11 protein-coding genes and 1 tRNA gene are annotated in these 16,084 nt (G+C 57.5%); 6 read left to right on the top strand and 6 right to left on the bottom strand.

The annotated features are described in order from the left end of the window. Positions 1-259 precede the first annotated feature (259 nt). Positions 260-664 (bottom strand): NUDIX domain-containing protein, encoded by a 405-nt coding sequence (locus GDA65_11545; GenBank protein ID MBA5863328.1) that lies wholly within the window; start codon positions 662-664, stop codon positions 260-262. Between the two features lie 632 nt (positions 665-1,296). Between GDA65_11545 and GDA65_11540 the strand changes: the two genes are divergently transcribed. Next, positions 1,297-1,373, top strand: a tRNA-Arg gene (locus tag GDA65_11540). A 490-nt stretch (positions 1,374-1,863) separates the two neighbouring features. On the opposite strand, the gene GDA65_11535 is transcribed toward GDA65_11540, so the two are convergent. Beyond that, entirely contained in the window at positions 1,864-2,724 is an 861-nt protein-coding gene (locus GDA65_11535; GenBank protein ID MBA5863327.1) for a hypothetical protein, read from the bottom strand. Between the two features lie 145 nt (positions 2,725-2,869). Here GDA65_11535 and GDA65_11530 point away from each other — a divergent pair, with 145 nt between their 5' ends. Then, positions 2,870-3,907 (top strand): NAD-dependent epimerase/dehydratase family protein, encoded by a 1,038-nt coding sequence (locus GDA65_11530; GenBank protein MBA5863326.1) that lies wholly within the window; start codon positions 2,870-2,872, stop codon positions 3,905-3,907. A gap of 1,236 nt (positions 3,908-5,143) precedes the next feature. Beyond that, complete coding sequence (locus GDA65_11525) at positions 5,144-8,209, top strand: DUF748 domain-containing protein (protein MBA5863325.1); 3,066 nt, start codon at positions 5,144-5,146, stop codon at positions 8,207-8,209. Positions 8,210-8,224: 15 nt separating this feature from the next. On the opposite strand, the gene GDA65_11520 is transcribed toward GDA65_11525, so the two are convergent. Beyond that, complete coding sequence (locus tag GDA65_11520) at positions 8,225-8,593, bottom strand: hypothetical protein (GenBank protein MBA5863324.1); 369 nt, start codon at positions 8,591-8,593, stop codon at positions 8,225-8,227. A 199-nt stretch (positions 8,594-8,792) separates the two neighbouring features. On the opposite strand from GDA65_11520, the gene GDA65_11515 reads away from it, so the two are divergent. Continuing rightward, positions 8,793-9,428, top strand: a complete 636-nt coding sequence (locus GDA65_11515) for a redoxin domain-containing protein (protein ID MBA5863323.1) — start codon at positions 8,793-8,795, stop codon at positions 9,426-9,428. Positions 9,429-9,569: 141 nt separating this feature from the next. Here GDA65_11515 and GDA65_11510 read toward each other — a convergent pair whose 3' ends face one another. The 3 genes from GDA65_11510 to GDA65_11500 all read right to left on the bottom strand — a co-directional run bounded on the left by GDA65_11510 (position 9,570) and on the right by GDA65_11500 (position 14,562). After that, positions 9,570-11,762, bottom strand: coding sequence for a radical SAM protein (locus GDA65_11510; GenBank protein ID MBA5863322.1), 2,193 nt, complete (start codon positions 11,760-11,762; stop codon positions 9,570-9,572). A 65-nt stretch (positions 11,763-11,827) separates the two neighbouring features. After that, positions 11,828-13,168 carry a DUF3391 domain-containing protein gene (locus GDA65_11505; protein ID MBA5863321.1) on the bottom strand — a complete coding sequence of 447 codons (1,341 nt, stop codon included), beginning with the start codon at positions 13,166-13,168 and terminating at the stop codon, positions 11,828-11,830. Between the two features lie 245 nt (positions 13,169-13,413). Further along, the gene (locus GDA65_11500) at positions 13,414-14,562 is read right to left on the bottom strand and encodes a ribulose 1,5-bisphosphate carboxylase large subunit (GenBank protein ID MBA5863320.1); all 1,149 of its coding nucleotides are present in this window, start codon (positions 14,560-14,562) and stop codon (positions 13,414-13,416) included. Between the two features lie 163 nt (positions 14,563-14,725). On the opposite strand from GDA65_11500, the gene GDA65_11495 reads away from it, so the two are divergent. Continuing rightward, entirely contained in the window at positions 14,726-15,490 is a 765-nt protein-coding gene (locus tag GDA65_11495; GenBank protein ID MBA5863319.1) for a cyclase family protein, read from the top strand. Continuing rightward, positions 15,487-16,077, top strand: coding sequence for a hypothetical protein (locus GDA65_11490; GenBank protein MBA5863318.1), 591 nt, complete (start codon positions 15,487-15,489; stop codon positions 16,075-16,077). Before GDA65_11495 ends, GDA65_11490 begins: the two co-directional genes overlap by 4 nt. Positions 16,078-16,084: the final 7 nt, after the last annotated feature.

The raw sequence follows: 16,084 nt of genomic DNA, 5'->3' as shown, positions 1-16,084 counted from the left end.
GACGGTCCGGCTAGGAATTGCTCATTGCCACAAGGGTGAACACATGGCGACCAGTTCTCGAGAAGGGGCAGTATACGGCACTCGAGGCGATCTGGTGCGGGTTCGATGGGATCATTGCCTCAAGAGCGAAGGCTTGGAATCTCACACGGCTAGGAGGGGCCAGCGTTCAAAAGAAGCGTTGGGCAGAGGAGGTTTGTTGCTCACGGCAAGAGGGCAAACTTCAGTGGATGAGCCTTGAGCAATTCCCTTGCAGCCGCGCTCACCGTCCATTCAAATACTGCCGGATTCGCTCGACAATGGCCCGGTCGTGATCGATCATTTTCAGCTCATGCGTTTCATCAGGGGAGAACCAGCCCATTGCCTGTCCTTCTCCCAATTGAAGAGGTTGGCCCTCGTACCGTTCAACGAACACATATTTCGTATTCTCGTCCTCTCCCTCTCTAAATAGTTGTGTCATGAGAAAGTGCGGGTCTTGTACGTGATACGACAATTCCTCTATCACCTCGCGCTTCAGGGCTTCCGCCGGACTTTCTCCCGGTTCAATCCCGCCTCCGAAGAACGCCCAGTGATTGGGCAGTCGCCACGCATCGTGGGTTCGATGCTGAAGGAGCAGTTGTCCCGAGGAGGTATAGAGAATGAAGAGAGACACATTCCGCACAGCCATGCTGTACCATAACCTATGCAACGTCTGCAGGTGAAGAAGATCCTCGCCTCCGGTTGGATCATTGTACTTGTCGATGCGCGGTGCTCAAATCGCTGGCCAACGGCGTTACAGGCCCACGTTCTCCTTGCCGCATCTGTCTCCATGATTGCACCCTCCATGAGAACGATTGGCCGAACAAGCCGTGGTGGCCCGTTCATTCTGAGGAGGCAGGAGCATGATCACCACGAACGCAGTCGGTCTAATCGGCCGCGCCTGCGTACATTATGGGTGTGGATGTCGGGTGACGGTCGAGGCGTATGATCGTCTTGAGTGCGACTCGGTGGCGAATGGACAGACAGGCTCTCCAATCGGCCCCTGTAATTATCCAAACCGCAACATACTGCTCTGAGGTTTATTGGAGCTGTCATTTTCACAATGGCGCATCCTTGTGGCCGGAGAGCCTTCCCTCTGACTCCGAATGTGAGAATGCCGTTGCAATGGCGTAGTTGCGCACGTAATCTTGCCATGAGGCAAGTTTTCACGTATAAGGGCCGACCACTCCAGGTGTTAGCCAGCCGTTCGAGTCAAATGCACAGAGAACGCTAGGCACCAGTGCTGTTGAGCACATATCCTATACGTGAGTGAAACAACGCGCGCCCGTAGCTCAGTCGGATAGAGCATCAGCCTTCTAAGCTGAGGGTCGCTGGTTCGATTCCAGCCGGGCGCACCACCAACCAATCCAGTGAGAGTTCAGGCGCTTCCAGAAAAGGTCCGTGTCGAATCAGTTCAGTCTAGGGCAAATCCCGGACCATTTTTTTTCTCTTCCCGCATTCAACCCTCTTTATCAAGCTTCTTAGTCTCACGCGTCGGATGTCTTCTGGTTCAACGAGTAGGGGCTTCGATGCCCCACGTACCATATCGTTGCCGAGCGCGAGGTCGCCCATCTTTTGTTTGAGCTACCTGATCCCCACGTACTTCAAGGCCTCTTCGTCTCGCGGTCGGCTCCGGAGCGCCTTCTCCCGCCGAATCGAAACTTGTCCTGCCAGGCCTCCACGGGCGGGTCATGCGGACGAGCGGCTTCAGCCACCGCCGTCTTGCTCTTCATGATACTGACCACCTATGCATTCCGTCGATTGGTCCGCCACCATTCAACGGACTTTGGTGATACCTGATGCCCTCGGCATGGATAGTATCTATGGGGGGCGGCTACAATTCCTGCTTCAAGCCCTGGCTGCATCAAAAGGTTTAAGAAGATAAGGTTCCCAAAAAGAACGGTCGTACCGCGGCCACGCATGACAACCGAATGGAAGACTCTGCTTGTTGAGTTGAAAACAGTATCGGGGTGCGACTTCAAATGCGAAACCCAGTCCTACCTCGAACGGCGCCACCTTGAACTGAGGGTCATAATGAATGGCCCGGTCAGACCAGAAATGGTCCTCGTTCTTGGTTCCGTCGTGACACAGGGGCCAAAGCTCCACCTCGCGCCGTACACCATTGAATCGATGAATGTGTTTGAACCACTTTTTGAGGCGCCGGACGCCGCCCGTGTACCAGGGCTGACCCGAAGATATGCGTTGCCAGTAGTGTTCAGGATCAATCCAATACTTGTCAGATGATAACACTCGCAAGAAGCTCTCGACCTTCCTGAGCGACAACCCGCCATTTCCCACGCGCGACGTGCCGACCCAGGGACTGTCCGGACTCTGCAGCCAAGGGGCGCCAATATAGTCCCAATCCGCAGCGCACCATTCTAGCAAGCGATCTGAAAACACCAATGCGTCGAGGTGATAGATAAGAAGATAGTCATAGTTCTGAAATGTCCGATAAAAACTGCTCGACAACATCAGCTTATTATTGGCGGCCGCACTTCCAAAGTATGTGTCGGCGAACCGTTGTACGTGGAATCCAGGTCGCTCGATCTCTAAACTTTGCGGCACGACAAGAAACTTGTCATATCGACCGAGAAAATGTTCCAGATGTCGGAATGAAATTTCTTCATCCGAAGTAAACTGCGCCCGCTGGTATCCCGGCACAACCACCGCGACCCTTTTTGCGTCAGGTTGATTTGCGTGCAACTCCATCACTCTTGTGGCTCCTTACGACATCGCAACTGGTTGTAAATCTGTCCTCGACGGCCGAAGCGCCGATTCACACATCATTTCTGCTCATGAAAGGTTCAGGAAATAAATGGTTGCAATTAAACCGCACGTTAGCCTAGGTTGACGTATGGCTACAACATTTTGGTTTCAAAAAACAGTTTTTGTCGCGGGAGCTACAGGCTTCTTAGGCGGGTGGTTGGTACGCCGACTTGTCGAATACGGCGCACATGTTGTGACGCTTGTGCGTTCCCCAAGGCCAGAATCCCAGTACTTCCTCACATCATTGGACAAGCGTACGACCGTTGAATGGGGGGACATTGCCGATCAGGGTGCGATTGAACGCATCTTCCAACGGCATCCCATTGAAGTCTTTTTTCACGTTGCGTATGGGGCTGATGTCAACCGGGTTCTCGAAGAACCATTGGATTGCTTCCGGTCGTCCGCCCTCAGCACCTGGCAGATTCTTGAATACCTCAGAAAAACATGGCCACAGTGCATTTCGGTCATTAGTTCGACCGATAAAGTGTATGGCCGACAGCCGATCCCGTATCGGGAAGACAAGCCTCTCCAGCCATTGCACCCGTATGAAACCGCGAAGGCCTCGCAGGACTTTGCCGCACAGACCTATGGCAAAGTTTTTAAGTGTCCTGTCGCGGTCACACGTTGCGGGAATTATTTTGGCGGCTACGACTTTAATTTTACGCGCCTCATACCCGGTGTGGTTCGCAGCATTATGCAGGGTAAGGCGCCCACTCTTCGTTCCAACGGACGATTCAGCCGCGACTTTCTACATATTGACGACGCCGTCGACGTACAACTCCTCTTGGCACAGCGGCTCTCGGAGGATCCGACACTGTATGGCGAAGCGTTCAACTTTTCCTATGGTGAACGGATAGAGGTCTTGGATATTGTGCATCGGATTTCTCGACTGTTGGACTCGCCGTTTTCCCCGCTCGTGAATGAGAATTCCACTCCTGAAATTCCCCATATGCAGCTCTGTTCCGAGAAGGCACGTATGCGGTTGGATTGGAAACCTGCGCGGGGGTTCAGTCAGGGACTCGAACGGACGGTTCGATGGTACCGCGACTATTTCGCACACTCGCCAACCTTTGCCGGCCATCGCGCAGGTGATCTCAGCCGGCACGAAGGCTTTGTGCCTAAGTAAAGGTAGCAGCAACAACTCCCGCCGCGGAAGTCTCTGATCGCTCCGTTCACAACGAGCCCGCCGATAACTCAACTCTTCCGTGTGTGGAGACTACGTGGCTATGACTATCCTGGCGCACCGGACCGTCAGGGGATGATTTCATATTGCAGGACTTCGCCCTCGCGCCCACAGCGTGCGCACAAGCCATTTTTAAAGCCGACAGGTCCCGCGGGGCTCCACAAACCTATCAGCTCCTTTAAGCGCAACGTATCCGATGATGATCCGGCGACCAGTAGACGTTCAAAGCAAGACCGGCAATAGCTCAGCGAGGTCATCGTTCGTTCCATGCCTATCCTTCCCCAAGGTTCCCGAATGCACAATACGAGGTTGTGCCGGATAACTATCTATTTCTCAGTTGTGCGAGCGGGTATTCAGAGGGGGTGCGCTGTTGGCAACCTAACGAATAGGTCCGCATAGTTTGCCCATTCGGTTCTGTGAACCAGTGGGTTCTCTCGAGACACCCCACCTGTATTGAATCGGGACACCAGTTGATGCAGGCAAATACTGTTCTGACGAGACGAAAAAGGACTGCAAATTAATTGCCAGGCGACAGAGAAGAAAAGACCGGAATTATTAGGAGCGAATTGGTGGGCAGGAAGTTAGAGAGCGATTTCGCACGTTCATCTTGTGCGGAATCGCTCGAGTGTAATGAGAATGCCTGGTTATGCTCGGAAGGCTTGTCAACCATTGAGTTCGAGGCAGGGAATTCCCATCACATGAAACTCGGCCGGCAGCACATCTCCTTTCTTGCCGGAGCGATATTCCCGCGATGCCGTCTGTGCCGCGACAACGGATGAATCGGGAACCGTCTTTGCGGAACCCGCGCCGCCTCCGTGGCGTCGGCTTCGTATCAACTGATGGGCTCCGGGAACACAAAAACCTAGAATCGCCTACGAGTTCTCATTTATTCTACTCTCCAACCATCACCGATCAGTCGTTGCCCCGCCCTGAAATCGGTAGGGTGCACGCCATGCGGAACAATGAGTGTGCTTCTCCCGAACAGTAGCCTTCTCGCATTAAAGCCGTCTGCTCCAAGCCGCACCAGGTGCTCCACTCATAGCTGGTCATTCCCATGAAGCAATCCTATTTAACTCCCGATTTCACTCCGGGTTGACTTCCACTTCTGATATCGATGGCCAGTGAACGTCATCCACCGGGAGATGTAACCCGCGAGACATTTTCTCCTTGTTCTAGGTGATGGTAGTAGCTATTCTTCGCACTCGATGGTTCTTCATCACGAGGCTGTCCGATGGGTCTTCTAAGCTGAGGTCGCTGGTTCGATGCCAGCCTGGCGCACCACCTCCCCAATGTGTTCCTGACATGACGTTTCTTTCCCGGTATCGAATTCTCCTCTTAGTGCTCGGTGGCCTGGTGGCGTTGTATGCGCTCTCAGGTTTTGTCGGCGTTCCCTACGCAGTGAAGACTTATGGCATTCCTGCCTTGTCCGACCGGTTGGGGCATCCGGTCCTGCTTGAAGAGATCCGGGTGAATCCGTTTACCTTTTCCGTGGAGCTCACCCGGTTTGAGATTCAAGAGCTTGACCACACGCCTATGCTGGGGTTCCAGGAGCTGTTTCTAGATTTTGACGCAACCTCGCTGGTGCGGTCCGCATACCTCTTCGAGGAGATCCGTCTGACTCTCCCCTTTGGAGTCGTGCATCTGCAGGCGGACGGGACGCTGAATCTACTCGGCCTGATGCCTCGGGCTCCCGACGAGGCGGACCGGCCTGCGCCGCCGCCAGAAGAAAAAACGGACAAGAGATCGATGCCTGCTGTGGACATTCGTCTTCTGAGCATCCAACGCGGCGTACTCGAATATCGGGACGATACCAAGCACAAACCGGTAACGATCGATGTGGTCCCCATTGAAATTTCGGTCCGCAACTTCAGCAGCCGGGGAGGGGGCGAAAGCGCCTATGCGTTCACGGCGGAGTTCGGGGAGAAAGAAGTCTTGTCATGGAAAGGCACATTTGACCTCGATCCCCTGGAATCCGACGGCCATGTGTCATTGTCGCATGTCGGTTTGAATACCTTCTGGCCCAGCGTCCGCGATCAGTTCCGATTCGACATCCTGAGCGGGAGGGTGTCGGCCGAGGCCCACTATCACTTCGACACGCATCGTGCTCCGCTCAATCTGCGGGTGACAGAGGGGAAGGTTCAGTTGGCGGATTTCCGACTGTCGGAAGCGGGAAGTCGTGATCCGGTGCTGACGGTGCCATCTTTCGGGATGGATGGAATCAGCATGCACCTGTCGAAGCGTGAGCTTGGAATCGGCACTGTGTCTTTAACCGATGCAAAGATTCGCGCCTGGCTGGGGCAGGACGGGGTGCTCAACTTTACACCGCTCTTTGCCCCGGTTGCTGCAACGCCGGAAACCGCGACACGGCCGAAGCCTTCCGATTCAGAACCGGAGGAGCCCTGGAAGGTGGACGTCCAGGCGATTGAGGTGGCCAAAACTCAGGTGGAATTTGAGGACCGACGTCTCGGGTCGCCGGTCGAACTGGCGTTCGATGATCTGCATATGACATTGAACGACGTGAACGTGCCGTTCAAGGGGCCCGTCCCAGTGACGGCCAGGTTCCATCTAAATCAGCAGGGCACATTGGAGACCAAGGGAACGCTGCGTCTCGATCCGCTCCAAACTGAGCTCGCGCTCAAGCTGAATCATATCGGGCTCCGACCCTTCCAGCCCTATCTCGACCACATGGTTCAGCTCACGATCAAGGACGGCGAACTGGCGCTGGATGGAGAGGTCACCTATCGAAGCCGCACAGAATCGGAGCCGATGTTGCAGTATCGGGGCCAGGCAGGGCTCAATAATCTTCACTTGGCCGAGCGAGGTTCGAACAAGGAGTTTCTTGGCTGGACAGCCCTAAGCCTGAACAAGATGGCGCTGGATGTGACCCCCACGACAGTGAAGATTGGCGAAATCGCATTGCGAGATCCGGCGGTGCATCTGGTGACCGGCAAAGACGGGATCACGAATCTCTCGCGCGTGCTGCATCCACCTGATACCGCGTCGGCTCCTGCGTCGAAGCGGGTCGAGCAGGATGCGTCCAGGAAGGCCACAACTCCCACGCCCGTTGAGGTTGCGGTCGTCCAGTTGACGAATTTGTCCGCGACGTTCGTCGATGAATCGATCGTACCCAGCGTCAGCACCGGGATTACCAATCTGACCGGCACCATCAAGGGACTGTCCTCCCGGCAAGTGGCGAAGGCTGATGTGGCCTTGACCGGAAAGGTGGATGAGGTTGCGCCGTTAAAGATTCAAGGCCAGATCAATCCGTTGAGTGAAGAGGCCTTTACGCACTTGACGTTTTTGTTCCAGGGGGTGGATTTGACGTCGGTGTCGCCCTATGCGGGCAAGTTTGTCGGCTATCCGATCACCAAGGGAAAACTATCGCTTGATCTCACGTATCAGCTCTCCAAAAATCGATTGGTCGGGGAGAACAAAGTGCTGGTCGATCAGTTGATGTTCGGAGAGAAGACCGACAGTCCGGATGCCACGACTCTGCCGGTTCGCCTGGCAGTGGGCCTTCTGAAAGACCGACGCGGTCGAATTGATATCGATATGCCGGTACGGGGAGATTTGGCCGACCCGGATTTTCGCTACGGCCGGGTGGTTCTGAATGCCCTGGTGAACCTGCTCACCAAAGTGGCCACGTCTCCATTCTCCGCCCTGGGGGGGCTCGTTGGCGGTGGTGGGGAGGAACTGCAGTTCGTGGAATTTCAGGCTGGAAGCGAGGGGCTTGAGCCGGCGGAGCAACACAAGCTGGAGTCGATTGCCAAGGCATTACAAGAGCGGCCGGCGCTACGAGTGGAGGTGGCGGGAATTGCCGATCCGGCGCGGGATCGCCAGGCCCTCGCCCTGCGAAAAATTGCGGCCGAAGTGCAGCGGCGGTTTACCCAGGGGGGGACCAAAAACCTGGAAGCCGCGCCCTCTCCTTCACGTGAATTCGAGTTGCTGAGCGACCTGTACGCGGAGAAGTTGGGCAAGCAGCCGATGAAGCGGGAAGACCTTCCCGGAGGGAAATCCGTTGAGCGGGTCTTGACGGCCGAGGAGCTGCGGCAGCAACTGTTTCCGGCCATGACCGTGGAAGACTCGGAACTGCGGTCACTGGCGCAAGAGCGCGCGAAAACTATTCGTGAACATTTGATCGAGCAGGGCCACTTGTCGGATGAGCGGGTATTTCTGGTCGAGGCCGAATTGGCGGCATCGGACAAGCCGCAGATTCGAGTCCGCTTGAATTTGACCGGGAGCTAACCAGCCTCTTGGAGGCTAGGGCGTAGGCTGGTACCGCATTCGTGTGCCGTGCAGAAGAGACAGTTCGATTTCACTGGGGGTTAACTCGATCGGGAAGTACGCACCGGAAATCTTTGCGGCATTGATGCTGGCGCCGTCCAGTTTGGCTTTGCGAAAATCGATGCCTCGAAGATCCGCCTGCCGGAAATAACAGTCGCTGAAATCTAAGCCATCGGCTTCCAACCCGCGCAAATCCAAGCCGCGCAGATCGCAACGCGTGAGGTTGACCGGTTCGCCTGCCGCACGTTTGACATTAAATTCCTTGATGCACCCCTCGCGGAGTAAACGGTACATGGGATCGTTGGCGATCTTGAGTCCGGTTGCGGTTTGTCGCTGGTTGTCCATGCGAGCTCCTTTGGCGCCTGTGTATCTTATCGGATGTAGGAATGAAAACTTGAGTGAAGGGTGGTTGTTCTTCCCATGCTTGCCCAAGGCCCCTTCCTGCTTGCGCCCCGCTGCTCAGACACGGTACTCTTACCCGATTGTCGGCTCTCATGTGCCAGAGATGTCATCACGTTCCACCGGATATTCAAGGAGGGAAATCATGGGATTACGATTGGGCGACGATGCCCCCAACTTTACAGCGGACACGACCGACGGGACGATTCATTTCCATGAGTGGCTGGGGAACGGGTGGGGGATTTTATTTTCACACCCTAAGGACTACACCCCGGTGTGCACGACGGAATTGGGCTACATGGCCAGAATCAAGGGCGAATTCGACAAGCGCGGCGTGAAAATTCTGGCCATCAGTGTAGATCCGCTGGATTCTCATCGTGGCTGGATGAAGGACATCAATGAGACGCAGAACTGCACGGTGACCTACCCGATCATCGCGGACCCCGAGAAGAAGGTCGCCAACTTGTACGATATGATCCATCCGAACTCGCTGGACAGCATGACAGTGCGATCGGTGTTTGTGATCGGACCTGACAAAAAGATCAAGTTGATGCTCACCTATCCGGCGTCTTGCGGGAGAAATTTCGACGAACTGCTGCGGGTGGTGGATTCTCTGCAATTGACCGCCAAGTATAAAGTAGCGACCCCGGTGAATTGGAAGGATGGTCAGGATTGCATCATCACCCCGGCGGTGAACGATGCCGAAGCCAAAACCTTGTTCCCGAAGGGGTTTAAGTCAGTGAAGCCGTACCTGCGCCTGACACCGCAACCCAATAAGTAGCGGCAGCTGCCACTGCTCACGCACAGCAAGAGGAGTCGGCCGGTGGGTCGACTCCTCTTGTCGTCTGGGGGCTGGCCGACGCGAACCGACTGCGCGGCAGCTACGGGCGTGAGGGAGTACGGGGGCATGCAGGCGAAACGCTCAGACGAGCAGCAACCCCGCTTGGCGGGCGTTGTGCCAGGCAGCGGTTTTGGCAAATCGATCGAATCCGCGCGTGCCGGTGCGGGGAAAACGCTCGCGAGCTTCGGCGAAGCGTGGATAGTCGCGACCGGCCCGGTGCGGTGAGGGCGTTGAGTTCTGCAGCAGGTCGATCAGCCATTCGGCTTGAGTCGAAGAGACGTTGATCGAGAAATCCTCCATGCGGGTCGGCAGGATGATCCTGGCGCGCATCGCGCTCTCGGCCGCCACGACCGGGCGTCCACCGATCCACACGCACCGCCGTTCGGCGGTAAGCGGGTCGGAGACGGCGTCGGCCAGAGCCCGTGTCAGCCAGGTTTTTGCCACGCGAGCGGGTTGCACCGGCTGCGAAAACCATTGGTGGACCGGCACCGTGAGTCCTGCCTGTTCAATGTAATTGAGGATTGCCGTGCGGAGCCCTTCGCCAAGCCAGGGCGGGCAGGTGGCGTTGAGATCGACATGACGGAGGTCGTTTTCGGCAAACCCCTCGAATCCAGGGCCGAGAATGGCAATGCCTTCCGCGGCGGGATTGAGTCCCACGGGACTGTGAGCGGTGGCGGTGAAGCGATGCCAGAATGCCGACTGGAGCAGATTGCTCGCAAACAATTGGCGCACGCGTTCCAGAGAATCCACCGTGTCGGCGATGGTCTCGCCCGGCAATCCGTACATGAGGTAGGCATGGACCAGAATGCCGGCATGGCGGAACGCCGCGGCCACTCTGGCGGTTTGGTTAACGGTAATTCCCTTCTTCATCTGCCTGAGTAACCGGTCAGATGCCGCTTCAAGTCCGGCCGTGAGGGCAATGCAGCCTGATGCCGCCAGGAGCCTTGCCAGATCCGGTGAAAAAGCCTCTTCGAAACGGATATTTCCCCACCAGGAAATGGTCTGTTCCGTTTCCAGCAATCGAAGCGCCAGAGCTTTTAACGCGGCGGGCGGGGCAGCTTCATCGACGAAGTGGAACCCCCGTTGGCCGGTCTCATGGATGAGGGCCTCGATCTGACCGAGTAAGACATCCGTTGGCGTCATCTCATATCGCGCAATGTAGCTCAGCCCGACATCGCAGAAGGTGCATTGTTTCCAATAGCAGCCGTGTGCCACGGTCAGTTTGTTCCAGTGGCCCTCCGACCAGAGCCGGTGCATCGGGTTGAAGCTGTCGAGGATCGAGAGGTAACGGCCCAGCGGGAGGCCCCTGTAAGTCGGGGTACCGAGTTCGTGCATGGGGAAGTCCTGCTCGGTGCTGCCGTCTCGATAGACAACCTGCTCATCCTCCAGCAGAAACGTCCGGGAGAGCTGGGCTTGCGGCCTGCTTCCGGCCAGGACGTCCAGCAGGCATAGAATGGGGCGTTCGCCGTCATCGAGCGTGACGTAGTCCACATATCGGAAGAGGCGCGGATCCTTCAGACGCCGAAGTTCTGTGTTCACATACCCCCCGCCCAGAACGACGGCAGCAGCAGGGCGTCGTGCCTTGACTGCTTGAGCAATGCGCAAGGCGCCAAAGAGATTACCGGGAAACGGCACGGTGAGACCCACGACATCGGGCGCACTGCTGGCGAGGAGAGGGTCGAGCGCCTCGATGAGAAGTTCGTCGGTGAAGCTGAGGGGCTTAGCCAACGCCTTTTCAATCCGGTCAAAGGAGGAGGCGGCCTGCAGGATCTGTTCGGCATACCGATTCAGGGACAAGTGGGGCGCAATGGTTTCGTGGAGGAGGTCCGTCAAATCTTCGATATACAGCGTGGCGCGGTGACGGGCGCTGTCGGTCGCGGACGTGGGGAACGGTCCTGGTCCCGGTCGCCCGTCGGCGGCAAAGCGGGGGCCTTCCGGAAGAAATCCCGGGCGGGCGAGATGGGGGGCCAGCATGGGGTCCTTCCCCTGAAGGAAGGCGATGACCGGTTCGATGGTCGCCAGGTAGCTGCCTTCGAGCGCCAGGAATTGCTGGACTTCTCCGCGCCAGGGCCTCCCCGTTGCTTTGATCCGGCGAAACGCCTCCTGCAGTCCGGCTCGTGAGAAGAGACGCAGAATCATGTCGAGGCCGAGATCCGCCTGTTCCGTCTCATACCCTCTGGATCGAAGGAAACCTGTGAGATAGGCCGTCGCAGGATAGGGCGTGTTTAATTGCGTGAGCGGGGGAATGATGAGGAGCACACGGGGCAGGGCCATCCCTGGGAGATACCATACTGCAGGGCAGCGCTGCCAGTGACCGGGCAGCCATGCGAGACATGGCGTCAGGCGGTGCGCATGGTGGATTGGATGAAATATCCTGTCCACCGTTTCAGGCGGAAATAGTCCACGATCGGGCGAGGCAGTTCTTCGCGTGGCATGGCGCGGAGGATGGTGAGCTCCGGCTCGGCCAGGAGATCGACAGTGTGCGGTTGTTCGGCTGCCACCATCTGGTAAATCAACACCAGCGGCTTCAAGCGATTCTTGAAGTTGATGTTCAGCACGAGGCCGAATGAGCCGTCAGACAGAGAGACGACGGTTCCAGGAGGGTACACGCCCAGTGTCTGGATCAAGGCCACCACGACCTCGGTTGAAAACAGCTGTTTCCGATGTATGTACATGGTGGCCAGCGCCTCGGCCGGAGAAAGCGCTTCTTCCGCATAGAGGCTGTTGACCAGGGTATCGTAATGATCGACGGCGCTGACGATTCTCGTGGGCAATGAAATCTGGTCTTCCTTAAGTTTCTCCGGGTATCCGGAACCATCCAGGCGTTCGTGGTGGCTTCGGATGACGTCCAACACCTCCTCGGGAACTCCGGGAAATCTTCGCAGCATTTCCACCCCGAGGTAGGGGTGGAGCTGGTACTTGACATGTTCCGTCTCGGAGCGGCGCGCGCGCGTCTCTAGAATATGGCGCGGGATGCGCCGTTCGCCGATGTCGAGTAAGAGGCCCGCCATGCCGATCATCTGCAACGCTTCCGGATCAATGTCAAATTGTTGGGCGACCATCATGGACAGGGTCGCCACGTTGAGGGAATGGAGGACGCTCGTATTGCCGATATCTTCGGGGTCGAAAGCGCTGGCCACGGTGCCGGCGGCCTCGGTGTTGGTCAAGAGCGCGCTGATGCCGCCGATCATGGCTGCCGCCGTGCGCATTCCCTCCTCGGATCCGTTCGTGAGATCGTCCATCATTTGCGTGCTGGTTCCGAGCATCTGACGGTAGGCTTCGGATGCCAATTCTACGGCCTGATGATAGTCGCCATGTGTGGGAAGCTCGAGATCCACGGGGGAAGCCTCCGCATCAGTGCCGGACGCTTCCAGCGGAGGCGCCGGTTCCGGGTCCGGAACGGCTGTCAAAGTCGGAGCAGCTTCGGCGGGACTTCCACCTTCATTGGGGTCCGGGTCGGACTCTCGCGGGTAGACCAGGACGGTGCTCAGACCGAGTCCCTTAATCGTCACGATCTGGCTTGCGGACGTCAGTTTGAACGATCGTCTCGGAAACGGGTGTTTGAACCAGGAGCAATTCAGGTCGACATACATCCCCACACGAAGGTACTCCGGGCTGAGCGCAAGCGAGTCGGACGTATCGAGCTTCCTGGAATCGTGTGAGGTGTTGGCTGGAGCCATAATGGGGTTGGCGTAAACAGATTCGAAACGTACCTACGTACTTTCGGTTATGGCCTGTATCGGCGGGTGGCAGAGGAAACTTGACAAAACGATGGAATATCGTCGGTTTACCGCACGGAGATCTCTCGCAGCCGACGAGGGCCGTAAGGAGGTGTCGAAGGTTATCAGGGCGTACGGATTATTAATTTATCGTTATATTGCAATTGCATATAATCAATACATTGACTGTTTGTTGAAGTCACCCATTATGGGAGGACGTGCTCCTTGAGAAGTCGGATAAACTCCCGGCAGGCCGCTCGAATGCGAGTGGGGTCACGACGGAGGTCGCTGCCGAGGACAAAGACCACATCCCTTCCGTACAGTCCGCTCATCTCGCGGATTCGTGATGCGTCCATCCTCCCGGCGGCCGTCGGAAAGATGGGGGCACAGGCGCCGAGCCTGCTTCGGCAGGAGGCCGCAATGTTGCGACAATCTTCTTGCGAGACCGGGTAATCCAATCCGAAGGTGGGATAGATCGTCACATCGGCGCCGGCCAACCGGGGAAAAAGACCGAAGAGAACCGCAGGGGCGATGCCGCTGGCTGGATTGACGAAGTGACTGCCGAGGAAGTCCGGGTGCGCGATCAGGGGGAGTGACAGGGACGGAAGGCGGGCCAAAGAGCTTAACGCGTCAAAGCCTATCAGCCCAGGGCACAGCAGAAGCGCGCCCGCGCCGACGTTCTGCGCCAGAGAAGCCCGAGCGAGGAGCGTTGGCCAGGGACCGGACACGTGAGGGGCATAGAGACAGCGTTTGCCGGTTTGTCGGGACGCTTTCGCAATCGCCTCGGCGCATCGGGGTACACGCTCCCCGAACGGACAGAAGGAATGATCGCCCAGACCTTGATCATCCTTGATGAGATCCACTTCGCCGAGTGCAAATTCGTAAGCCAGTTCAGCCAGCGCGTGCGAAGACAGGCCGAGTGGTTTCAGCACGGCGCAGACTAAGGGACGCGCAGGCACTTCCAGGAGTGCGCGAAGTCCCGGTGCTCCGAGGCGCGGACCGGCCAGACGGGCGATAGCCTCATCCGGAAGCGACACATCCGCAAGGCGGATCCGGCCGTGTAATCCTGCCATGCCAAACGTCATATGCAGGAGGGTGCTCATGGTCCCATCGAGGAGTTCAACCGGAAATGTCAGCACCACGCGTTGGACTCCGGTTCTCAGCGCCTCAACGCGAACCAATCGGCCTAGAAGCTGATCGCGAATCAGGCCTGACGGAATCACATGGTCCGCGGCTTCAACGGTCTGCTCGATGCACAGTAGGTCGGCCCGCCGGCGCGCCTCTTCTCTCGACCCGTGAATGTGATAGTCCACGGAGAAACGTTCTCCGGAAAATTGAAGGTGGTGATCAGACATGTCGGTTCCTTGCCCGTTGCACTCCGGGGCGTGAGAGAGTACCGTAATCGCGCCCGGCACGGAAGCGCCGGCATACAATCACTTACGTTGCGGGGGGGACTTGGTTCCACGGGCAAGGCATCCTGGCCGGCTCAGGCGGACGGCTCTGAGCGCCTGTGTGTTGATGCAGCTGGCGGTTGCGAGCTGGTCGCATGCCGCCGAGCCGGGACCACGAGTGCTTGACCTGACATACCCGTTCGATGAAACGACCCACGTGTGGCCGAGCAACCCTCCGTTTCGTCGCGATTCCACGCAACGGGGCGGCACGGCCAACGAAGCCTGGTATGCCACCGGGCAGGTGGCGCTGTCGGAACATGCGGGAACACACATGGATGCTCCCGTTCATTTTGCGCAGGGCCAGGCGGGGATCGACGGAATTCCGGTCGGGCATTTGATAGGGCCTGCGGTCGTCATCGATGTGCGCGCGGCGGCGGCTGATGATCGGGACTATCGCCTTTCCATGACGGACATCCAGCGTTGGGAGGCCAGCCATGGAACCATCCCGACAGGCGCCATCGTCATGATGCTGACCGGCTGGGGCGCATATTGGAACGATCGCGAACGATATTTCGGCAGCGCGACGCCGGAGGCTCCCGCAACGCTTCATTTTCCCGGCTTCTCAAAAGAAGTCGCCGAGCTTCTCGTCGCCGAGCGACACATTTCCGGAATTGGGATTGATACGCCCAGTATCGATTACGGCCCGTCCCAGGATTTTGTTGTGCATCGGATCGTCAATGCTGCCGGACTCTACGGGCTTGAGAACGTCGCGGGCCTTGCGGAGGTTCCCTCGTCGGGCGCTACCCTGGTGGCGTTACCCATGAAAATCGCGGGGGGCACAGGCGCACCCGTGCGCATTATCGCTCTCCTTCCGCCTCGGGATGGTCAATGATGAACGATACCGCCCGGTGCCGATTGTATAGCGACTTCAACTGCCCGTTCTGTTATGCCATGCATGAACGGCTGTATGCGCTCGGTTGTATGGAACGGATCTCCTGGCATGGGGTGCAGCACGCCCCGCATTTGCCCAAACCCATGGCCGCATGGGCCGGACATTTGAGCGCGGAATTGAAGCAGGAAGTGGAGATGGTCCGCCGGCTCGCGCCTGAACTAGCGATCTCAGTGCCGACGGGAAAGCCGAATACCAAATTGGCCATTACTGCGGCGGCCCGCGCCCTGCGCACGGATCCTCTGCGAGCCGGTGAGTTCATCCGCTCGTTGTATCGGTTGTTCTGGGTGAAGGGGCTGGACCTTTCCGATGAAGGATTGTTGCAACTGGAAGCGAAACGCCATGGGTTTGCCGGAACAGAACTTGTCGGATCGGCCGCGCCGGCGGTAGATCAGGTGCTCAGCAGATGGAGCGACCTGTGGGAGGAGACGGAACATCAGGGCGTGCCGCTGCTTCAACGGTCGGACAAACAGGTGCTGGTCGGTCTGGTTCCATCTGAAACCCTCACCCATTTTCTCACCGGCGGGTAACCACCGC

It is taken from the genome of Nitrospira sp. CR1.1 (genome assembly GCA_014055465.1).
Lineage (GTDB): Bacteria > Nitrospirota > Nitrospiria > Nitrospirales > Nitrospiraceae > Nitrospira_A.
The sequence above is the reverse complement of the archived record's forward strand: the minus strand, read 5'-3'. Positions and strand labels throughout refer to the sequence as shown.